Genomic DNA, 13,478 nt, shown 5'->3' on the forward strand with positions numbered 1-13,478 from the left:
CAAACTTGCGACGCGCATGGGCCCAGCACCCTAAACGCTCAACTCCAGCTTGGGCGCCCAGTGCGTTGTAACCGGCATAATCATCGGTCATGACGTAGCCACGATAGCCATCGAGCAGGCGCGTAGACACCTCCTGCGCTCGGCTGGTGGAGTCGTCAAAAAGGATCACCGGCTTATCCGGCGGGCCGCCGGTTTGCACCCACATCCATGACTGGCTGCCTGGCTCGCGGTCAGGCTCTTTCAACACCTGCACCCGCGTTTCATCGCAATGGATGACCCGGCTGGCCAATAGGCTGTCGCGCATTAAATTCAGCAGCGGCTGAAAGTGTTCGCCGCACTGGATAACCCAGCGTGCCAAGGTCTGGCGAGGGATATCGATGCCGTGGCGGCCCAGTACTTTTTCAAAGCGGTGAAGCGGCAAACCGTCCACATATTTAGTGGTCAGCAGCATCGCCAGAACGCTCGGGCTGGCCATGCTTTTTTCAATCAACTGAGCGGGCTTGTCCGCAGTCACCGGTGCAGTCTCGCAGTCGCGGCAACCGTAGACTTTACGAACGTGTTTGATCACCCGTATCTGCATCGGGACGATTTCAAGTTGCTCGCTGATTTCCTCGCCAATGGCGTGTTTGCGGCAACCGCAGGTACAAGTCAGCTCATGCTCGGGCAGTTCGTGGATGACTTCGATGCGCGGTAGATCGGCAGGCAATGGGTTGCGCTTGCCACGGCGCTTTGAGGGTGCGACAACCTCTTCTTCAGTGGTCTCGCACGCCAACTCGACCTCGTGCTCCGCTTCATTGAACAACGCCATTTGAGGCGTTGCCGGATCGACGGCCTGCTCTGATTTCCGGCCGAACAGGCGCTGCCTTAGTAGTGCAACTTGCTCTTCGAGCACGCCCACCCGGGACTGCATCTTCGCAAGCATCTGCTTGAGCAATTCAGGATCATCAGGAAGGTTGTCGGGCACGAAATTCATGCCCGGGATTATACCGAATCAGGCCACGAATCGCGGCGTCAAAACCTGATGGGGACGGTTACGCCAAAGGTCAAAGCCGTCGAGCATCCAGTTGAGCTCCTGGACAGTCAGGACAATTGCTTCGTCGGTTTGATCGGGCGATGTTTTGAAACGCTCAGACTCCAGGCGCTTGAGCCAAAGGCAGAAGCCGTTGCGCTCCCAGTACAAGATCTTCACGCGGTTGCGTGGCTTGTTGAGGAAGACGAAAAGCACGGGGTCGAACACCGCGACCTTAATGTCCAACTCAACCAAGGCCGCCAGACCGTCGATGGATTTTCGGAAGTCGACGGGCTTGGGGTACAGATACACTTTTTCGACTTTTGCATCGGGACGCATCATGGTTGGCGGGCTCCAGAAAGAAATCGGGAGCACAGCATCCGGGATCAAGCAGCGGCTTTGAATGTGGGGTTCATGGAGCGCTTACAAATTTTTGCCGTCTTTAGGTAATTTCAGTCACATCTTTGGCTGTTGATTGCTAATTCAGCTCCTTTTTATACATGTTTCTGACGTGTCAAATCCTCAAGCACGTTCTTCTGGTCATTCAGGGCTTGGAGAGACCGAATATCCGCTTCTAACGATAACGGTTGAGTCATGGAAAGGGCTGTTGCAATTGCCAGACCCATTTCCATACAGGCGAAAGCCCCACTCATGGCCATAGTTACCGACCGTATAAAGCTCCACATTTTCGAACCGTGTGAAAACCACTCCATCGTCAAAACATATCGTCCTTGAAGATTGGGAATTAATTGGCGTTCAAGCCACTGTCGCGTGTCAAAAGGCGGCGCTTCCAGTGGATTTCCTTGAGCATCATTTCTTCTTTGTCGGTGTGCTTGTCTGCGATTTCGAGGATGCTGAACCTGAAATTTTCTGCGAAATCCTTCCCGCGCTTGGTGTGCAGATCTCGAATGCGTGTGTTCCCACTGTGCCCGCTATTGGCGTAGTTTGACCATCGATCCATAAGCCCCCTGTGCCGGTCAGCGACACGCCCAAAGGCGCGACGGCCAGCGCTCAACTTTACAGTTTGGTCGAGACGGCCAAAGCCAACGGCCAAGAGCCTTATGCGTGGCTGCGCCACGCACTGGAGCGTCTGCCGCAAGCCAGGAGCGTAGAAGATTTCGAGGCCTTGCTGCCGTGGAGCTGCACGCCGAAAATTCCAAGATAGCCGTAGATCCCCACCTTTAAAATGTAGAGTTCATGGAGCGCTTACTGTTCAGTACAGTGATACAGCTCCTATTTTTTAAGTGTTCCTTGATACCGTCTTGAAGTGATGATCGAAGCCACGCAGCCAAGTATTGTCACAAAACCCAAAGAACCGATGAGCAGTACACTGATTATTAATGTTTCTGCCTGCTCGGATCCATTGACGTTGAAGAGATCAGAGAGAGTTGTATATAGCGCTTCACCGATAGAGGTTTCCAGTCCTTTTTGCACCAGCCCGCTTCCAATAAGGTATCGTGTGAGGAAAGACGCTATCAAAAAAATCACGAAAAATTTAATGAGTGCTTTAAGGATACTCATCATTTTCTTTCTCTCGGGTCTATTACGTCTAAAATGCCGAAGTATTTCTGTCCGGATCCTTGAAGTCTATCTCCCTCCATGTTGTGGAGGTATTTGCTTAGCTGATCAAATGCTATTTTAGATGTCATGGTGACACACCCTTCGCTTCGGCCCAGTGGGCCGACAGGATGTATTCTGAAATTTGCTCTTGTTACGTCATTGACGGTTGTTTGATCATCAATGCGCCCATCATCTCGGTAAAGTGACAACCAGCCACTCCGATCAGTTCGCGCATAAAAATCCTTTATTGGATCTCTGATCCAACCCAGCATCCCACCACGCTCCCTGTCCAGTATGTAATATCTGCCGGGCGGCAGCGGTCCAAACTTAGCATTGCTAATCTCGGCTGGGTCATTGACAAAGCCTTCTCTTCCTGAGAAGGCCTCATAGCCCTCATTATTGCTGCAGTGCAACATACTGGTTGTCTGGCCATTCAACTCATAGGTGCAATACGCAATCTTGTTCGTGTCAACAGTTGGAGAAACCATGAACGCAATCCTCTTGGTTTCAGGCATATACTTTATTGGCTATACCGTCCCAGCCACCTACAACCTGGCCTCCGCCCTGACCATCTGTACGTTTTTGGTGCGTATACGTCATTTTCATACGACCATAGTTTAAACGTATTGTTTTCGTAGGAAAACCGCCCTCAACGCTACCATTTCCGTTTAGCGTAACCGATGAAATAATCACTTCTTCAAGTGTGATTTCCAAATACTTTATCTTTTCTGCTCCTGCTCGATTGACTGCAATAGTAACTTCTTTGAAGTGCTTCCCGCTGCAGCATGCCTCATGAAGCTTTGGTGTGGATTTGTCCACAGTCTTGCGAAAAAATAGATCACTCATACGAGCTCGGCCACCTGTGGCTCCGCCAGCGCTTGTCGAAGTGACCGAAGCGGATTGGCTTGCTCCTACGTCGAAATCCTCCATCTCAATCCAGTCTTTGAATTGAGCGTCAAGCGTTTCGCCGGGGATACCTTCCATTTTCAAATAAGCGTCAAAAGCCATGAGGTTTTCATCCTTCCATGTTGGTTGTTTATGTGATTCTCAGCGCGGCACTTTAGATCAAGGGTTGCTTTGTTCAGGCGCTGGGTCAACTGGTCGAGTGATACAGTTGCCCATGCTGGAGTATACTCAGCCAGTTTTATGTAGTACCAATCCGTTAGCTATGTAAGTGCTTTCCTGTTTCGACCCTTTGCCAAATGCCGCATAACACCTGCATCCTGCTCACAGATATCAACATCCGAAGAGTGCAACTCGAATAGTGGACGCGCAAAGCACTGCTGCCGTGGAAATGCTCGCCAGAGATGCCGCGCTAATCCCAATCCTCATTTTTTGTCAGGTGGGGTTCGTGGCGTGGATACGTTTTTTGGGTTGTAGGCTGGTTTCCACAAATCTTGAGCAAGAATCCGACCCGGCTTCTGTTAGGGGCTGTCTAGGCCATATTTGAGACGTTGAATATGAACACCCACAGCTTGCTCACACACCTGCAATCCCGATTGCCTGACCTATTGGCTGTCTACCTGTTCGGCAGTCAAGCGACCGGTCACGCCAGCTCCGAGAGTGACCTGGATCTGGCCGTGCTTGTGTCTGGCACTCTTGATCCTGTAGCGCTGTGGCGTCTGGCGGGGGAAATTGCAGATATCGTTTATTTGCCTGTGGACCTGATCGATCTGCGTGCAGCTTCGACCGTCATGCAGTATCAGATCATTACCAGAGGCCGCCGTCTTTGGGCTAAAAATGAGGCTGCGGGAATTTTCGAGGCGTTCGTGCTCAGCGAAAAAACCTCACTTGATTGCGCAAGGGCTGGGCGTACCACAAAGCGCTCGTGATGTTTTCGCACTGCTTCATCGTGGGGGATGGCTTACTCCGTCATTACTGCCCGTCATGAAGAACATGGTCGGGTTCACGAATGTCGCGGTACACGAATATCAAACGCTGCAATTGCCGATCACTGTGGCGATCATTACTCAGCATCTGGGTGATTTTCTTCTGTTCAGCTCAGCGATTTTGCGCGGGGACGCGGCGAGACCGAATGGCTGAACTGCTTAGACAGCCCCTTGCCCAATCTCTATTAATCGCCCATCCCCGGTTTCCCTTTCGCCCGATCTGATCTATACCTTGGGTTCAACGTTTTGTGAGGCGAGGAGCTATCAGATGTCAGACGTAGATCAAGTACCAAAGGCGCAACCTTCTCCCAGCCAGAGCCATGATGACGTGATTGCCCAGTTCAAGTGGCAAGGCAAGCAGATCGACTGGCTGCTTCAGTGGCTGGTCAAGTTCGTGGCGAACACCAAGGTCGAGATGGGCGTGACGCTGTCGGTGGGCGGGAATCTAGTGTCTGGGCATCTGATTTCTCACGACACGTATTTCGAGCAGTTGGCCGAGGATATTTCCGCGCCGTTCAGTCAGTTTGCCAACGGCACTGACGCGTCGATGAAGGAAATGATCCTGTCCTTCAAACCGGGAGAGTCTTCGGAAGACACGCCGGCGTTCCACTTCATTCACCTGAAGGATTGCCGGACCTATTCCACAGATGGCAACCCGATCTGTGAAGCGGGTGTGCTGTGGCGGGGCCGGATCTCCGCGGTGGACGGTTTTACCATCGGGCTTATCGCCGGTAAGCCAGGCGGGGCCTGACGCCTGCATGCCCTGGCAATCGCCAGGGCTTTTTCATTCAATCGAGTGACAGTTTCCAGCGTGCGGCACGCGCTTGCTGGTCGTAGAGAGCTGTGCGTCGAATAGCATCACCTGGCCATTCTCTGCGCGACAAAATGCCGCAACCGCTCCCCGGACGAGTAATATGTGCCTCCTGACTTCACACGCCGAAAGGTTTTCGGCATGGCCTGATTGAGCACTGGCTACACGAAAAAACAATAAGAAAGCAGCCAGGCTGCCCGCCTCGGTCGACGTACAGAATTAATGAGTAGACGAAAAAGGCGACTAGAAAAAATGACCAAGACTTCGCGACCTTTATACATTTCCTACGCAGGTCCATCGCTGCTGGAAATGCCGCTGCTGAACAAGGGCAGCGCTTTTACCCCGCAGGAGCGGGTTGAATTTAATCTGATCGGGCTGCTGCCGCAGAACGTCGAGACCATCGAAGAGCAAGTCACCCGGGTTTACAGCCAGTACAAACAGTGCGCGAGCGACCTGGACAAGCATATTTACCTGCGTTCGATTCAAGACAATAACGAGACCCTGTTTTTCCGCCTGCTGGATTCGCACCTGGACGAGATGCTGCCGATCATTTACACCCCGACGGTGGGCCAGGCATGCCAGGAATTCTCCAAGATTTACCGCACTCATCGCGGCCTGTTCATCTCTTACCCTGAACGCGACCGCATTGACGACATCCTGCGCAGCGCCACCAAGGACCGGATCAAGATCATTGTCGTGACCGACAGCGAGCGAATCCTCGGACTGGGCGATCAGGGCATCGGCGGCATGGGTATTCCGATTGGCAAGCTGTCGTTGTACACCGCCTGTGGCGGCATCAGCCCGGCCTACACGCTGCCAATCGTGCTGGACGTCGGCACCAACAACCGCGAGTTGCTTGACGACCCTATGTACATGGGCTGGCGTCATGAGCGTGTGTCGGGCAAGGAATACGAAGACTTCATCGCACTGTTCATCGATGCGGTACAGCGCCGCTGGCCGGATGTGCTGTTGCAGTTTGAAGATTTTGCCCAGGCCAACGCCATGCCGCTGCTCGAGAAGTATCGGGATGAGTTGTGCTGCTTCAACGATGACATCCAAGGCACCGCTTCCGTGGCCGTGGGAACATTGCTGGCGGCGTGCAAGGCCAAGAATGAAACCCTTGGTCAGCAGAAAGTGGTGTTTGTCGGCGCGGGTTCGGCGGGTTGCGGGATTGCCGAGCACATCATCGCGGCAATGCGCATTGAGGGGCTGAGCGAAAGCGAGGCGCGCCAGCGTGTATTCATGGTCGACCGCTTCGGTCTGCTGACCGAGGACATGGGTAACCTGCTGGACTTCCAGCAACGTCTGGCGCAGAAAACCGCAGACGTTGCCGGCTGGACGGCAGGTGCGGAAGACTTCCCGCAGTTGCTGGATGTTGTGACGCATGCCGGTGCCACCGTATTGATCGGCGTGTCCGGACAGCGAGGTCTGTTCACTGAGCAGGTCGTGCGTGAGTTGCACAAGCATTGTGCCAAGCCGCTGGTGATGCCTTTGTCGAACCCGACTTCCAAAGTCGAAGCGACGCCGGAAGACATTCTGCGCTGGACTGACGGCCATGCGCTGGTGGCGACAGGTAGCCCGTTTGCGCCGGTCGAGATCAACGGTCGCACCGTACACATCGCTCAGTGCAACAACTCCTATATTTTTCCAGGCATCGGTCTTGGCGTCGTGGCTTGCAAGGCATCGCGCATCACCGACCGGATGCTGATGGCAGCGTCCAATGCGCTGGCCGAGTGCTCACCGATGGTGACGGGGCAGGGCGATGCGGTCTTGCCGCCGCTCAAGGAAATCCAGCAGGTCAGCCGCAAGATTGCGTTCGCGGTCGCCAAAGAGGCCCAGGCCGAGGGGCTGGCGCTGGACACCTCGGAAGAGGCCTTGCTGGAAGCGATTGAACGCAATTTCTGGCTGCCGGGCTATCGCGCCTATCGCCGTCGTTCGGTCTGATCGAGCGCAGTCGAGAAAATAATGTCTCCGCGAGGCTGCTTGCGGAGGCGTTTTTGTTGCAGCGTAAGGGCGGGCTCGTGCGCGAGTAGCGTTCCCTGTGAAATAACCTTCATTCAACCCAACCGTCTCACCGTTTTCACATAAAATTGATGATGCGCTGCTTACAGTGCGCGCCATCGGGGAACTGCCTGGTTCCTGCTACACCCGATGCACATTAATTAGATAAGCAGACCCCAATGCCGACACCCAGAACTGTTCGTCCAGAGGTTGTGACCCTCCTTGCCAGTGGCTTTCTGTTACTGGGTTTCAATATCAATTTGTGGCAGCACCTGTTTGCGATTACCAGTTCAGATGCCAAAGGCATTGCGATGCGTGTCGCGTTTGGATTGATGATCTTCTGTGTGTTCAATATAAGCCTGACGCTGGTGGCCTTCCGGGCCGTGTTTAAACCGGTCATGATCTTTTTGTTTATGGTCAGTGCCGGCGTGGTGTATTTCATGACCGAGTACGGTGTCATGATTGACGCGGGCATGTTTCGTAACTTCGCCGAAACCAACGTGACGGAAGTTCAGGGGCTGCTGTCCCTGAAACTGGTGTTGTCGATCGCTTTATTGGGCGTCTTGCCTTCGCTGATACTGTGGAAAATGCCCATCCGCTATCGTCCCTGGCACCGGGAACTGTTCAGCAAACTGGTGGTTATTGTGGTCTGTTGCGCCGCCATCGGCGCTGCGGCACTGGCAAATTATCAAGGCTTGTCTTCATTGTTCCGCAACCATCACGAGCTGCGCCTGATGGTGGTGCCGAGCAATTACATTGGCGCCTCAGTGGGTTATCTGCGCGAGCAGGTGGTCTCCGCTCAACGTCCGTTCGTCAAGATCGGCGAGGACGCCAAACGCTCGCCGGACTGGGCGACGCATGCCCGCAAATCCCTGACGGTGCTGGTGGTGGGCGAAAGTGCCCGGGCCGAGAACTTCGGGATCCTGGGTTATGGCCGCAACACCACGCCGACGCTGAATAAAGAGAGCGGGTTAGTGGCGTTCACCGATGTTTATTCCTGCGGTACTGAAACCGCAGTCTCGGTGCCTTGCATGTTTTCCAATATGGGGCGCAAGGATTACGACGCGACCGTCGCGCACAATCAGGAGGGCTTGCTGGATGTGCTCAAGCGCGCGGGCATAGAGGTTGTGTGGCGCGATAATCAGGCGGGCTGCAAAGGCACGTGTGATCGGGTGACGTTCCAGGATGTCAGCAACCTCAAGGACCCCCAGTTGTGTAACAGCCACGAATGCCGGGACGAGATTCTGTTGCAAGGCCTGCAGGGTTTTATAGACAGTCTCGATAAGGACACTGTTCTTGTGTTGCACCAGATGGGCAGTCATGGCCCTGAATACTACAAGCGTTACCCCAAAGAGTTTGAAACGTTTACCCCTGTGTGCGAAAGCAATGCGCTGAACAATTGCAGTCGCGACACGATCGTCAATGCCTATGACAACACGCTGCTGTACACCGATCACGTGTTGTCCAGTTTGATTGACTTGTTGCGCAAGAATCAAAACAAGGTCGATACGGCCATGGTGTATCTGTCGGATCATGGCGAATCACTTGGCGAGTACAACCTGTTTCTGCACGGTACGCCTTATGTGCTGGCCCCCGATCAGCAAAAACACGTGCCGATGCTCATATGGTTGTCTGACACGTATCAGAAGTCTTTTGCGGTCAGCCCGGAGTGCCTGGCAAAGGAGCGCAATGCACCATTAAGCCAAGACAATCTGTTTCACTCGATGCTGGGTTTGTTGAAAGTGGACACCAAGGTCTATAACCCGGGCCTGGACATGTTCGCCGGGTGTCGCAGTGAGGCAAGGGCGGCTGACTAAACGCCTCCCGCCCCACGCACCGGGGTTGGTGTGCATTGGCACGGGCGTCAGCCGGATAACCGTGCCGTGCATTCCTCCCTTTCTGCCTGTCATTTGCATGAAGAACGGCCAGACTCGGACGACAGACGCGCGATATTCTGCGATGACGATATATACTGCGCGCCATTGTTGAAGGGAGAGCCATGTGGCCATCGATATTCACTGGATTCGCGACGACGACAGCCTCGCCCGGCATTGCGCACAATGGCAGTCGCTGCCTTTTGTCGCGCTCGACACCGAGTTCATGCGGGTCGACACGTTTTACCCGATCGCAGCGTTGCTGCAGATCGGCGATGGAAAAAGCGCCTGGTTGATTGATCCGCTGCTGATCAATGACTGGCGGCCCTTGTCTGCGTTGCTTGAAAACCCCGACGTCATCAAAGTCGTTCATGCCTGCAGCGAAGACCTTGAAGTCCTGCTGCGCCTGACCGGCAGCCTGCCGGTTCCGCTGTTTGATACCCAGTTGGCGGCAGCCTACCTGAACCTCGGTTTTTCCATGGGCTATTCGCGCCTGGTGCAGGAGGTCCTCGACATTGACCTGCCCAAGGGCGAAACCCGTTCCGACTGGCTGCAACGCCCGCTGTCGGACACGCAGATCAGCTATGCCGCCGAAGATGCGGTGCATCTTGCCGAGCTGTTCGCCATCCTGCGCCCGCGTCTGTCCGATGACAAATACGCCTGGCTGCTGGACGACGGCGCGGAACTGGTCGCCAACCTGCGTCGTGAAGTTGATCCGTACGAGGTCTACCGGGATGCCAAGCTGGCCTGGAAGCTGTCCCGTGCCCAATTGGCGGTGCTGCGTGAACTGTGTGCGTGGCGTGAGCGTGAAGCACGTGCCCGCAACCTGCCGCGTAACCGCATCGTGCGCGAGCACTCGCTCTGGCCGTTGGCCAAGACCCAGCCGGACAACCTCGGCACGCTGGCCCGCATCGAAGACATGCACCCGCGCACCGTTCGCCATGACGGCGAGTTTCTGCTGGAACTGATCAAGAGCGCAGGCAGCCTGCCGCCCGAAGAGTGGCCACCGGCATTGCCCGAGCCGCTGCCCATCGATGCTGCCGGGGCGATCAAGCGTTTACGCGCGATTGGCCAGCAGTACGCCGAGCAACTGGACATGGCGCCTGAACTGATGCTGCGCAAGAAGACCCTCGAAGCGCTGCTCAAGAGCGGCTACCCCGACGGTCCTTACCAATTACCTGATTCGTTGCGTGGCTGGCGTCGCGAGTTGATGGGCCAGGCGCTGCTGGACAGCCTGGCCACACCCGGAGAACAGTCTTGAAGCGTATCTGCTCGATTTATCGCAGCCCGAAAAAGAACGAGATGTACCTTTACGTTCTCAAGAGCGATGTCCTCAAACGTGTGCCGCCCGAGCTGCTGGTGGCCTTTGGCAAACCGGTTCATGCCTTCGATCTGGTGTTGAGCCCCGAGCGTACGCTGTCGCGTGAAGACATCAATCTGGTGCTGGAGAACCTCGACAGCCAGGGCTATCACTTGCAGATGCCACCGGCTGAAGATGAGTACATCGAGCATTTGCCCGAGGAACTGTTGCGCCGCAACGATCCCATGTGATCATCGCTTACGTTGTAAAGCGGCCCACATCGGTTGTGGGTTGCCTGTCCTGTTTTTAAGGTTTTTGAAACATGCGCGTTCTGATTGCCGAGCACGATTACCCCGTTTATACCCAATTGTTGCGCAAGGCTGCGCCTGAGCTGGACGTCTTGAGCAGTGGTGACTCCGCCGAGCTGTCGCGGATGGCCAGCGATTGCCCGGTCTGGCTGGGACAGCCGGACCTGATGGCCAACCTGTTGCGCCAAGGGCACAAGCCGCAGTGGCTGCAATCCACCTGGGCGGGGATCAACCCGCTGCTGATGGGGGGCTTGCCGCAGGACTATCGCCTGACACGTGCGGTGGGCATTTTCGGTCAGGTCATGGCCGAGTTCGTTTTGACTTACATGCTCGGCCACGAGCGTGAGGTGCTGGCGCGCTTGATGAGTCAGGTCGAGCGCAAGTGGGACAACCGCACCGGTCAAAGCCTGGCGGGTCGCAAGGCGTTGATCGTCGGGGCCGGTGACATCGGCCAGCGTGTTGCCGAGTTCCTGTTACCCTTTGGCGTGCAGGTCTATGGCGTGGCGTCCACTGCGCGTACCCAGGAGCCGTTTATAGAAGTGGCCGCGTTGTCGGACATCGAGCGTCTGGTCGGCGAAATGGACTACGTCATCAACCTGCTGCCCAACACGCCGGACACTCACGATCTGTATGACGCGAAGCTGTTTGCCAGCTTCAAGCCCACGGCCCTGTTCATCAATGTCGGACGGGGCATATCGGTGGTGGATGCGGATCTGGTCGAAGCATTGAGGGTGGGGCATCTGGCCGGAGCGGTGATCGACGTCTGTCGTCAGGAGCCGCTGCCGCAGCGCCATCCGTTCTGGACCGCCTACGGGTTGCTGTTGACCGGGCACAGTTCGGCACCGACATCCCCGGTCGCCATGACCGAGCTGTTCGTACACAACCTGAACGCGTTTCAAGCCGGAGAAGCCTTGCGCGGAGAAGTGGATTTTTCGCGAGGCTATTGAGCTGGTTGCAAAAAGGCCGACGTTTTAAGCGTCGGCCTTCTTGTTTCAATGACGGCAAAAAAGCCGATTACAGCGAAAAATCACCTTCAGCCGCCAGCTCGGCCAGCGGTTTGCGCGGGCTAGGTGCTTCGCGACCTTGCAGGTAGTCCGGCAGCGTCGACTTGTCACCCAGTTTGCCGATGGCCACCGCGGCGTGCAGCGCATAGCCCTCTGGAATATTCAGCGTTGTACGGGTCAATTCCTGGTCGAAACCGGCCATGCCGTGGGTGTGCCAACCGCTCAGGCTGGCTTGCAGCGCCAGATAGCCCCACGCCGAACCGGTGTCGAACGTGTGCCACAGGGCCGGTCCTTCTTCGGTGGCGCCGGGGGCGGTGAAGGTGGTCTTGGAAATGACGATGACCAGTGCAGCAGCGTGTTGCGCCCAGCTGCGGTTGAATTCGTTCAGCAGGCCCAGGTAGCGTTCCCAGCTCGGCGTATCGCGGCGCGCATACAGAAAACGCCAGGGTTGCGAGTTGTAGGCTGATGGCGCCCAGCGTGCCGCTTCGAAAAAGCTCAGCAGCGTTTCCTGATCAATGCCTTCACCGCTGAACGCACGGGGCGACCAGCGTTCGGTGAATTGAGGATCAATGGGATGGTCAGCGATGCGAGGGTTTGTGCTCATGAGAATCCTTGATAGCGAAAGTGGGGAAACGAGCGTGGCTTGATGGGCCGTGGTCGGCAAGCATCGTCCGAACGCGCTGAAAACGCATTCACGCTACTGTTTTGCTCCCTGACTGACAAGTGCTCACTACCGACAGTCGCAAGTGCTTGGCCCGCACCCCGTGTACCTCTAGACTGGCGGCCTTTTCATTATCGATACCGTTGCCCGAATCATGGCCGCTAAAGTTGAACCCTTCTGGATTCGCAAGACCCTCGACCAGCTTGATACGCAAGAGTGGGAATCGCTCTGCGACGGGTGCGGTCTGTGTTGCCTGCAAAAACTGGAAGATGAAGAGGACAACAGCGTTTATTACACGCGGATTGCCTGCAAGCTGCTGGATCTGAAGACCTGTCAGTGTTCCGACTACCCGAATCGTCGAGCGTCGGTGCCGGACTGCATTCAACTGACGCCGGGTCAGGCTGATGAGTTCAAATGGCTACCGCCGACCTGTGGCTATCGTCTGGTCAGCGAAGGAAAGGATTTGCCGCTCTGGCACCATCTGGTGTGTGGTGATCGCACGGCTGTGCATCATGAACGTATCTCCCAATCCGGCCGCATGCTCAGCGAGAAGAATGTGGCCGAAGACGACTGGGAGGATTACCTGATATTTCGCGCAGGTTGAACGCTTAAACGACTGGTTTTGGCTCGGTCAGCGCTTCTACGCCTTTAGCGGCGGCATGCTTTACTGCATTTTCGGCGTCGTCTTTCAGCGTATTCAGCTCGGCGCCGGCACGTTCGATGGTCGAGCGTGCGCTTTGCAGGTCGCTACGGCCTTTCTCCATCAACGATTTGGCCCCGCAATGGCCGCTGATGCCGCGCGCCAGTGCTGCGCCGCCAATGGCCAGCTGGATCAGGCCCAGAAAGCCGCCGCGACGGACGCCTTTGCCCATCAACAGTACGCCGCCAGCCAGTGAGCCGATACGCTCCCAGCCTTGAACGTTCTGATCAGCGTTGTGCTTGAGCAGTTCAGGGGTGTCGATGCGTTCGATGATCGGGGTGTCGCGCATGATGGCTCTCCATGAGGTGATAGTTCGGAGGTAGTCGTTCGGTTCAGAGAAACTGACTACCCGCCAACAACA

At 55.8% G+C, this 13,478-nt stretch carries 16 protein-coding genes and 2 pseudogenes; 11 read left to right on the top strand and 7 right to left on the bottom strand.

Annotation, left to right across the window (positions count from 1 at the left end; all coding sequences use genetic code 11):
• The coding region (gene tnpC / locus BW686_RS20920; RefSeq protein ID WP_143514209.1) for an IS66 family transposase at positions 1 to 973 on the bottom strand (973 nt) is incomplete at its 3' end.
• A gap of 18 nt (positions 974 to 991) precedes the next feature.
• The gene (gene tnpB, locus BW686_RS20925) at positions 992 to 1,351 is read right to left on the bottom strand and encodes an IS66 family insertion sequence element accessory protein TnpB (protein WP_245399245.1); all 360 of its coding nucleotides are present in this window, start codon (positions 1,349 to 1,351) and stop codon (positions 992 to 994) included.
• A gap of 355 nt (positions 1,352 to 1,706) precedes the next feature.
• Here tnpB and BW686_RS26925 point away from each other — a divergent pair, with 355 nt between their 5' ends.
• Both BW686_RS26925 and BW686_RS20940 read left to right on the top strand, forming a co-directional pair.
• Positions 1,707 to 1,958 (top strand): hypothetical protein, encoded by a 252-nt coding sequence (locus BW686_RS26925; RefSeq protein WP_179149342.1) that lies wholly within the window; start codon positions 1,707 to 1,709, stop codon positions 1,956 to 1,958.
• Positions 1,959 to 1,988: 30 nt separating this feature from the next.
• Positions 1,989 to 2,174 (top strand): annotated as a pseudogene (locus BW686_RS20940) (transposase domain-containing protein); the annotation flags it as partial.
• Positions 2,175 to 2,242: 68 nt separating this feature from the next.
• On the opposite strand, the gene BW686_RS20945 reads toward BW686_RS20940, so the two are convergent.
• Genes BW686_RS20945 through BW686_RS20955 form a run of 3 tightly spaced genes read right to left on the bottom strand, consistent with a single transcriptional unit; the run spans position 2,243 to position 3,577 of the window.
• Positions 2,243 to 2,533: a hypothetical protein gene (locus BW686_RS20945; RefSeq protein ID WP_084919401.1), complete on the bottom strand. Its 291-nt coding sequence runs from the start codon at positions 2,531 to 2,533 to the stop codon at positions 2,243 to 2,245.
• Positions 2,530 to 3,057, bottom strand: a complete 528-nt coding sequence (locus BW686_RS20950; RefSeq protein WP_084919402.1) for a DUF2778 domain-containing protein — start codon at positions 3,055 to 3,057, stop codon at positions 2,530 to 2,532. Before BW686_RS20950 ends, BW686_RS20945 begins: the two co-directional genes overlap by 4 nt.
• Positions 3,058 to 3,076: 19 nt before the next feature.
• Positions 3,077 to 3,577: an Hcp family type VI secretion system effector gene (locus tag BW686_RS20955; protein WP_084919403.1), complete on the bottom strand. Its 501-nt coding sequence runs from the start codon at positions 3,575 to 3,577 to the stop codon at positions 3,077 to 3,079.
• A gap of 452 nt (positions 3,578 to 4,029) precedes the next feature.
• On the opposite strand from BW686_RS20955, the gene mntA reads away from it, so the two are divergent.
• The 8 genes and pseudogenes from mntA (at position 4,030) to BW686_RS20995 (ending at position 11,699) form a co-directional block, all read left to right on the top strand.
• Positions 4,030 to 4,401 (top strand): type VII toxin-antitoxin system MntA family adenylyltransferase antitoxin, encoded by a 372-nt coding sequence (mntA, locus tag BW686_RS20960; RefSeq protein ID WP_084919404.1) that lies wholly within the window; start codon positions 4,030 to 4,032, stop codon positions 4,399 to 4,401.
• Positions 4,355 to 4,612 (top strand): annotated as a pseudogene (gene hepT / locus BW686_RS20965) (type VII toxin-antitoxin system HepT family RNase toxin); the annotation flags it as partial. The gene mntA and the pseudogene hepT, both read left to right, overlap by 47 nt.
• Before the next feature lie 114 nt (positions 4,613 to 4,726).
• A complete protein-coding gene (gvpU, locus tag BW686_RS20970) occupies positions 4,727 to 5,209 on the top strand; it encodes a gas vesicle accessory protein GvpU (protein ID WP_084919406.1) in 483 nt (160 codons plus the stop codon).
• Positions 5,210 to 5,521: 312 nt separating this feature from the next.
• Entirely contained in the window at positions 5,522 to 7,213 is a 1,692-nt protein-coding gene (locus tag BW686_RS20975) for an NAD-dependent malic enzyme (protein ID WP_084919407.1), read from the top strand.
• Positions 7,214 to 7,449: 236 nt separating this feature from the next.
• Positions 7,450 to 9,087, top strand: a complete 1,638-nt coding sequence (locus tag BW686_RS20980) for a phosphoethanolamine transferase (protein WP_084919408.1) — start codon at positions 7,450 to 7,452, stop codon at positions 9,085 to 9,087.
• A 184-nt stretch (positions 9,088 to 9,271) separates the two neighbouring features.
• Positions 9,272 to 10,405 carry a ribonuclease D gene (gene rnd, locus BW686_RS20985; RefSeq protein ID WP_084919409.1) on the top strand — a complete coding sequence of 378 codons (1,134 nt, stop codon included), beginning with the start codon at positions 9,272 to 9,274 and terminating at the stop codon, positions 10,403 to 10,405.
• Entirely contained in the window at positions 10,402 to 10,695 is a 294-nt protein-coding gene (locus BW686_RS20990; protein ID WP_084919410.1) for a YcgL domain-containing protein, read from the top strand. Before rnd ends, BW686_RS20990 begins: the two co-directional genes overlap by 4 nt.
• 71 nt (positions 10,696 to 10,766) lie before the next feature.
• Positions 10,767 to 11,699 (top strand): D-2-hydroxyacid dehydrogenase, encoded by a 933-nt coding sequence (locus BW686_RS20995; RefSeq protein WP_084919411.1) that lies wholly within the window; start codon positions 10,767 to 10,769, stop codon positions 11,697 to 11,699.
• Between the two features lie 67 nt (positions 11,700 to 11,766).
• On the opposite strand, the gene BW686_RS21000 is transcribed toward BW686_RS20995, so the two are convergent.
• Positions 11,767 to 12,360 carry a nitroreductase family protein gene (locus BW686_RS21000; RefSeq protein WP_084919412.1) on the bottom strand — a complete coding sequence of 198 codons (594 nt, stop codon included), beginning with the start codon at positions 12,358 to 12,360 and terminating at the stop codon, positions 11,767 to 11,769.
• Between the two features lie 211 nt (positions 12,361 to 12,571).
• Between BW686_RS21000 and BW686_RS21005 the strand changes: the two genes are divergently transcribed.
• The gene (locus BW686_RS21005) at positions 12,572 to 13,021 is read left to right on the top strand and encodes a YcgN family cysteine cluster protein (RefSeq protein ID WP_084919413.1); all 450 of its coding nucleotides are present in this window, start codon (positions 12,572 to 12,574) and stop codon (positions 13,019 to 13,021) included.
• Between the two features lie 4 nt (positions 13,022 to 13,025).
• Here the strand turns inward: BW686_RS21005 and BW686_RS21010 are convergent, their stop codons facing one another.
• Entirely contained in the window at positions 13,026 to 13,406 is a 381-nt protein-coding gene (locus BW686_RS21010; protein ID WP_084919414.1) for a YgaP family membrane protein, read from the bottom strand.
• Between the last annotated feature and the right edge of the window lie 72 nt (positions 13,407 to 13,478).

Origin of the sequence: Pseudomonas syringae, assembly GCF_002157375.1 — a bacterium.
In the GTDB taxonomy this organism is placed as follows: domain Bacteria; phylum Pseudomonadota; class Gammaproteobacteria; order Pseudomonadales; family Pseudomonadaceae; genus Aquipseudomonas; species Aquipseudomonas syringae_T.

Bases quoted from the DNA above. Each gene is read 5' to 3' on its own strand.
- BW686_RS20955 (WP_084919403.1), bottom strand. From the start codon at position 3,577: ATGGCTTTTGACGCTTATTTGAAAATGGAAGGTATCCCCGGCGAAACG.
- BW686_RS20980 (WP_084919408.1), top strand. From the start codon at position 7,450: ATGCCGACACCCAGAACTGTTCGTCCAGAGGTTGTGACCCTCCTTGCC.
- BW686_RS21005 (WP_084919413.1), top strand. From the start codon at position 12,572: ATGGCCGCTAAAGTTGAACCCTTCTGGATTCGCAAGACCCTCGACCAG.
- BW686_RS20945 (WP_084919401.1), bottom strand. From the start codon at position 2,533: ATGATGAGTATCCTTAAAGCACTCATTAAATTTTTCGTGATTTTTTTG.
- BW686_RS20950 (WP_084919402.1), bottom strand. From the start codon at position 3,057: ATGGTTTCTCCAACTGTTGACACGAACAAGATTGCGTATTGCACCTAT.
- BW686_RS21010 (WP_084919414.1), bottom strand. From the start codon at position 13,406: ATGCGCGACACCCCGATCATCGAACGCATCGACACCCCTGAACTGCTC.
- BW686_RS20975 (WP_084919407.1), top strand. From the start codon at position 5,522: ATGACCAAGACTTCGCGACCTTTATACATTTCCTACGCAGGTCCATCG.
- BW686_RS20995 (WP_084919411.1), top strand. From the start codon at position 10,767: ATGCGCGTTCTGATTGCCGAGCACGATTACCCCGTTTATACCCAATTG.
- tnpB (WP_245399245.1), bottom strand. From the start codon at position 1,351: ATGATGCGTCCCGATGCAAAAGTCGAAAAAGTGTATCTGTACCCCAAG.
- gvpU (WP_084919406.1), top strand. From the start codon at position 4,727: ATGTCAGACGTAGATCAAGTACCAAAGGCGCAACCTTCTCCCAGCCAG.
- BW686_RS21000 (WP_084919412.1), bottom strand. From the start codon at position 12,360: ATGAGCACAAACCCTCGCATCGCTGACCATCCCATTGATCCTCAATTC.
- mntA (WP_084919404.1), top strand. From the start codon at position 4,030: ATGAACACCCACAGCTTGCTCACACACCTGCAATCCCGATTGCCTGAC.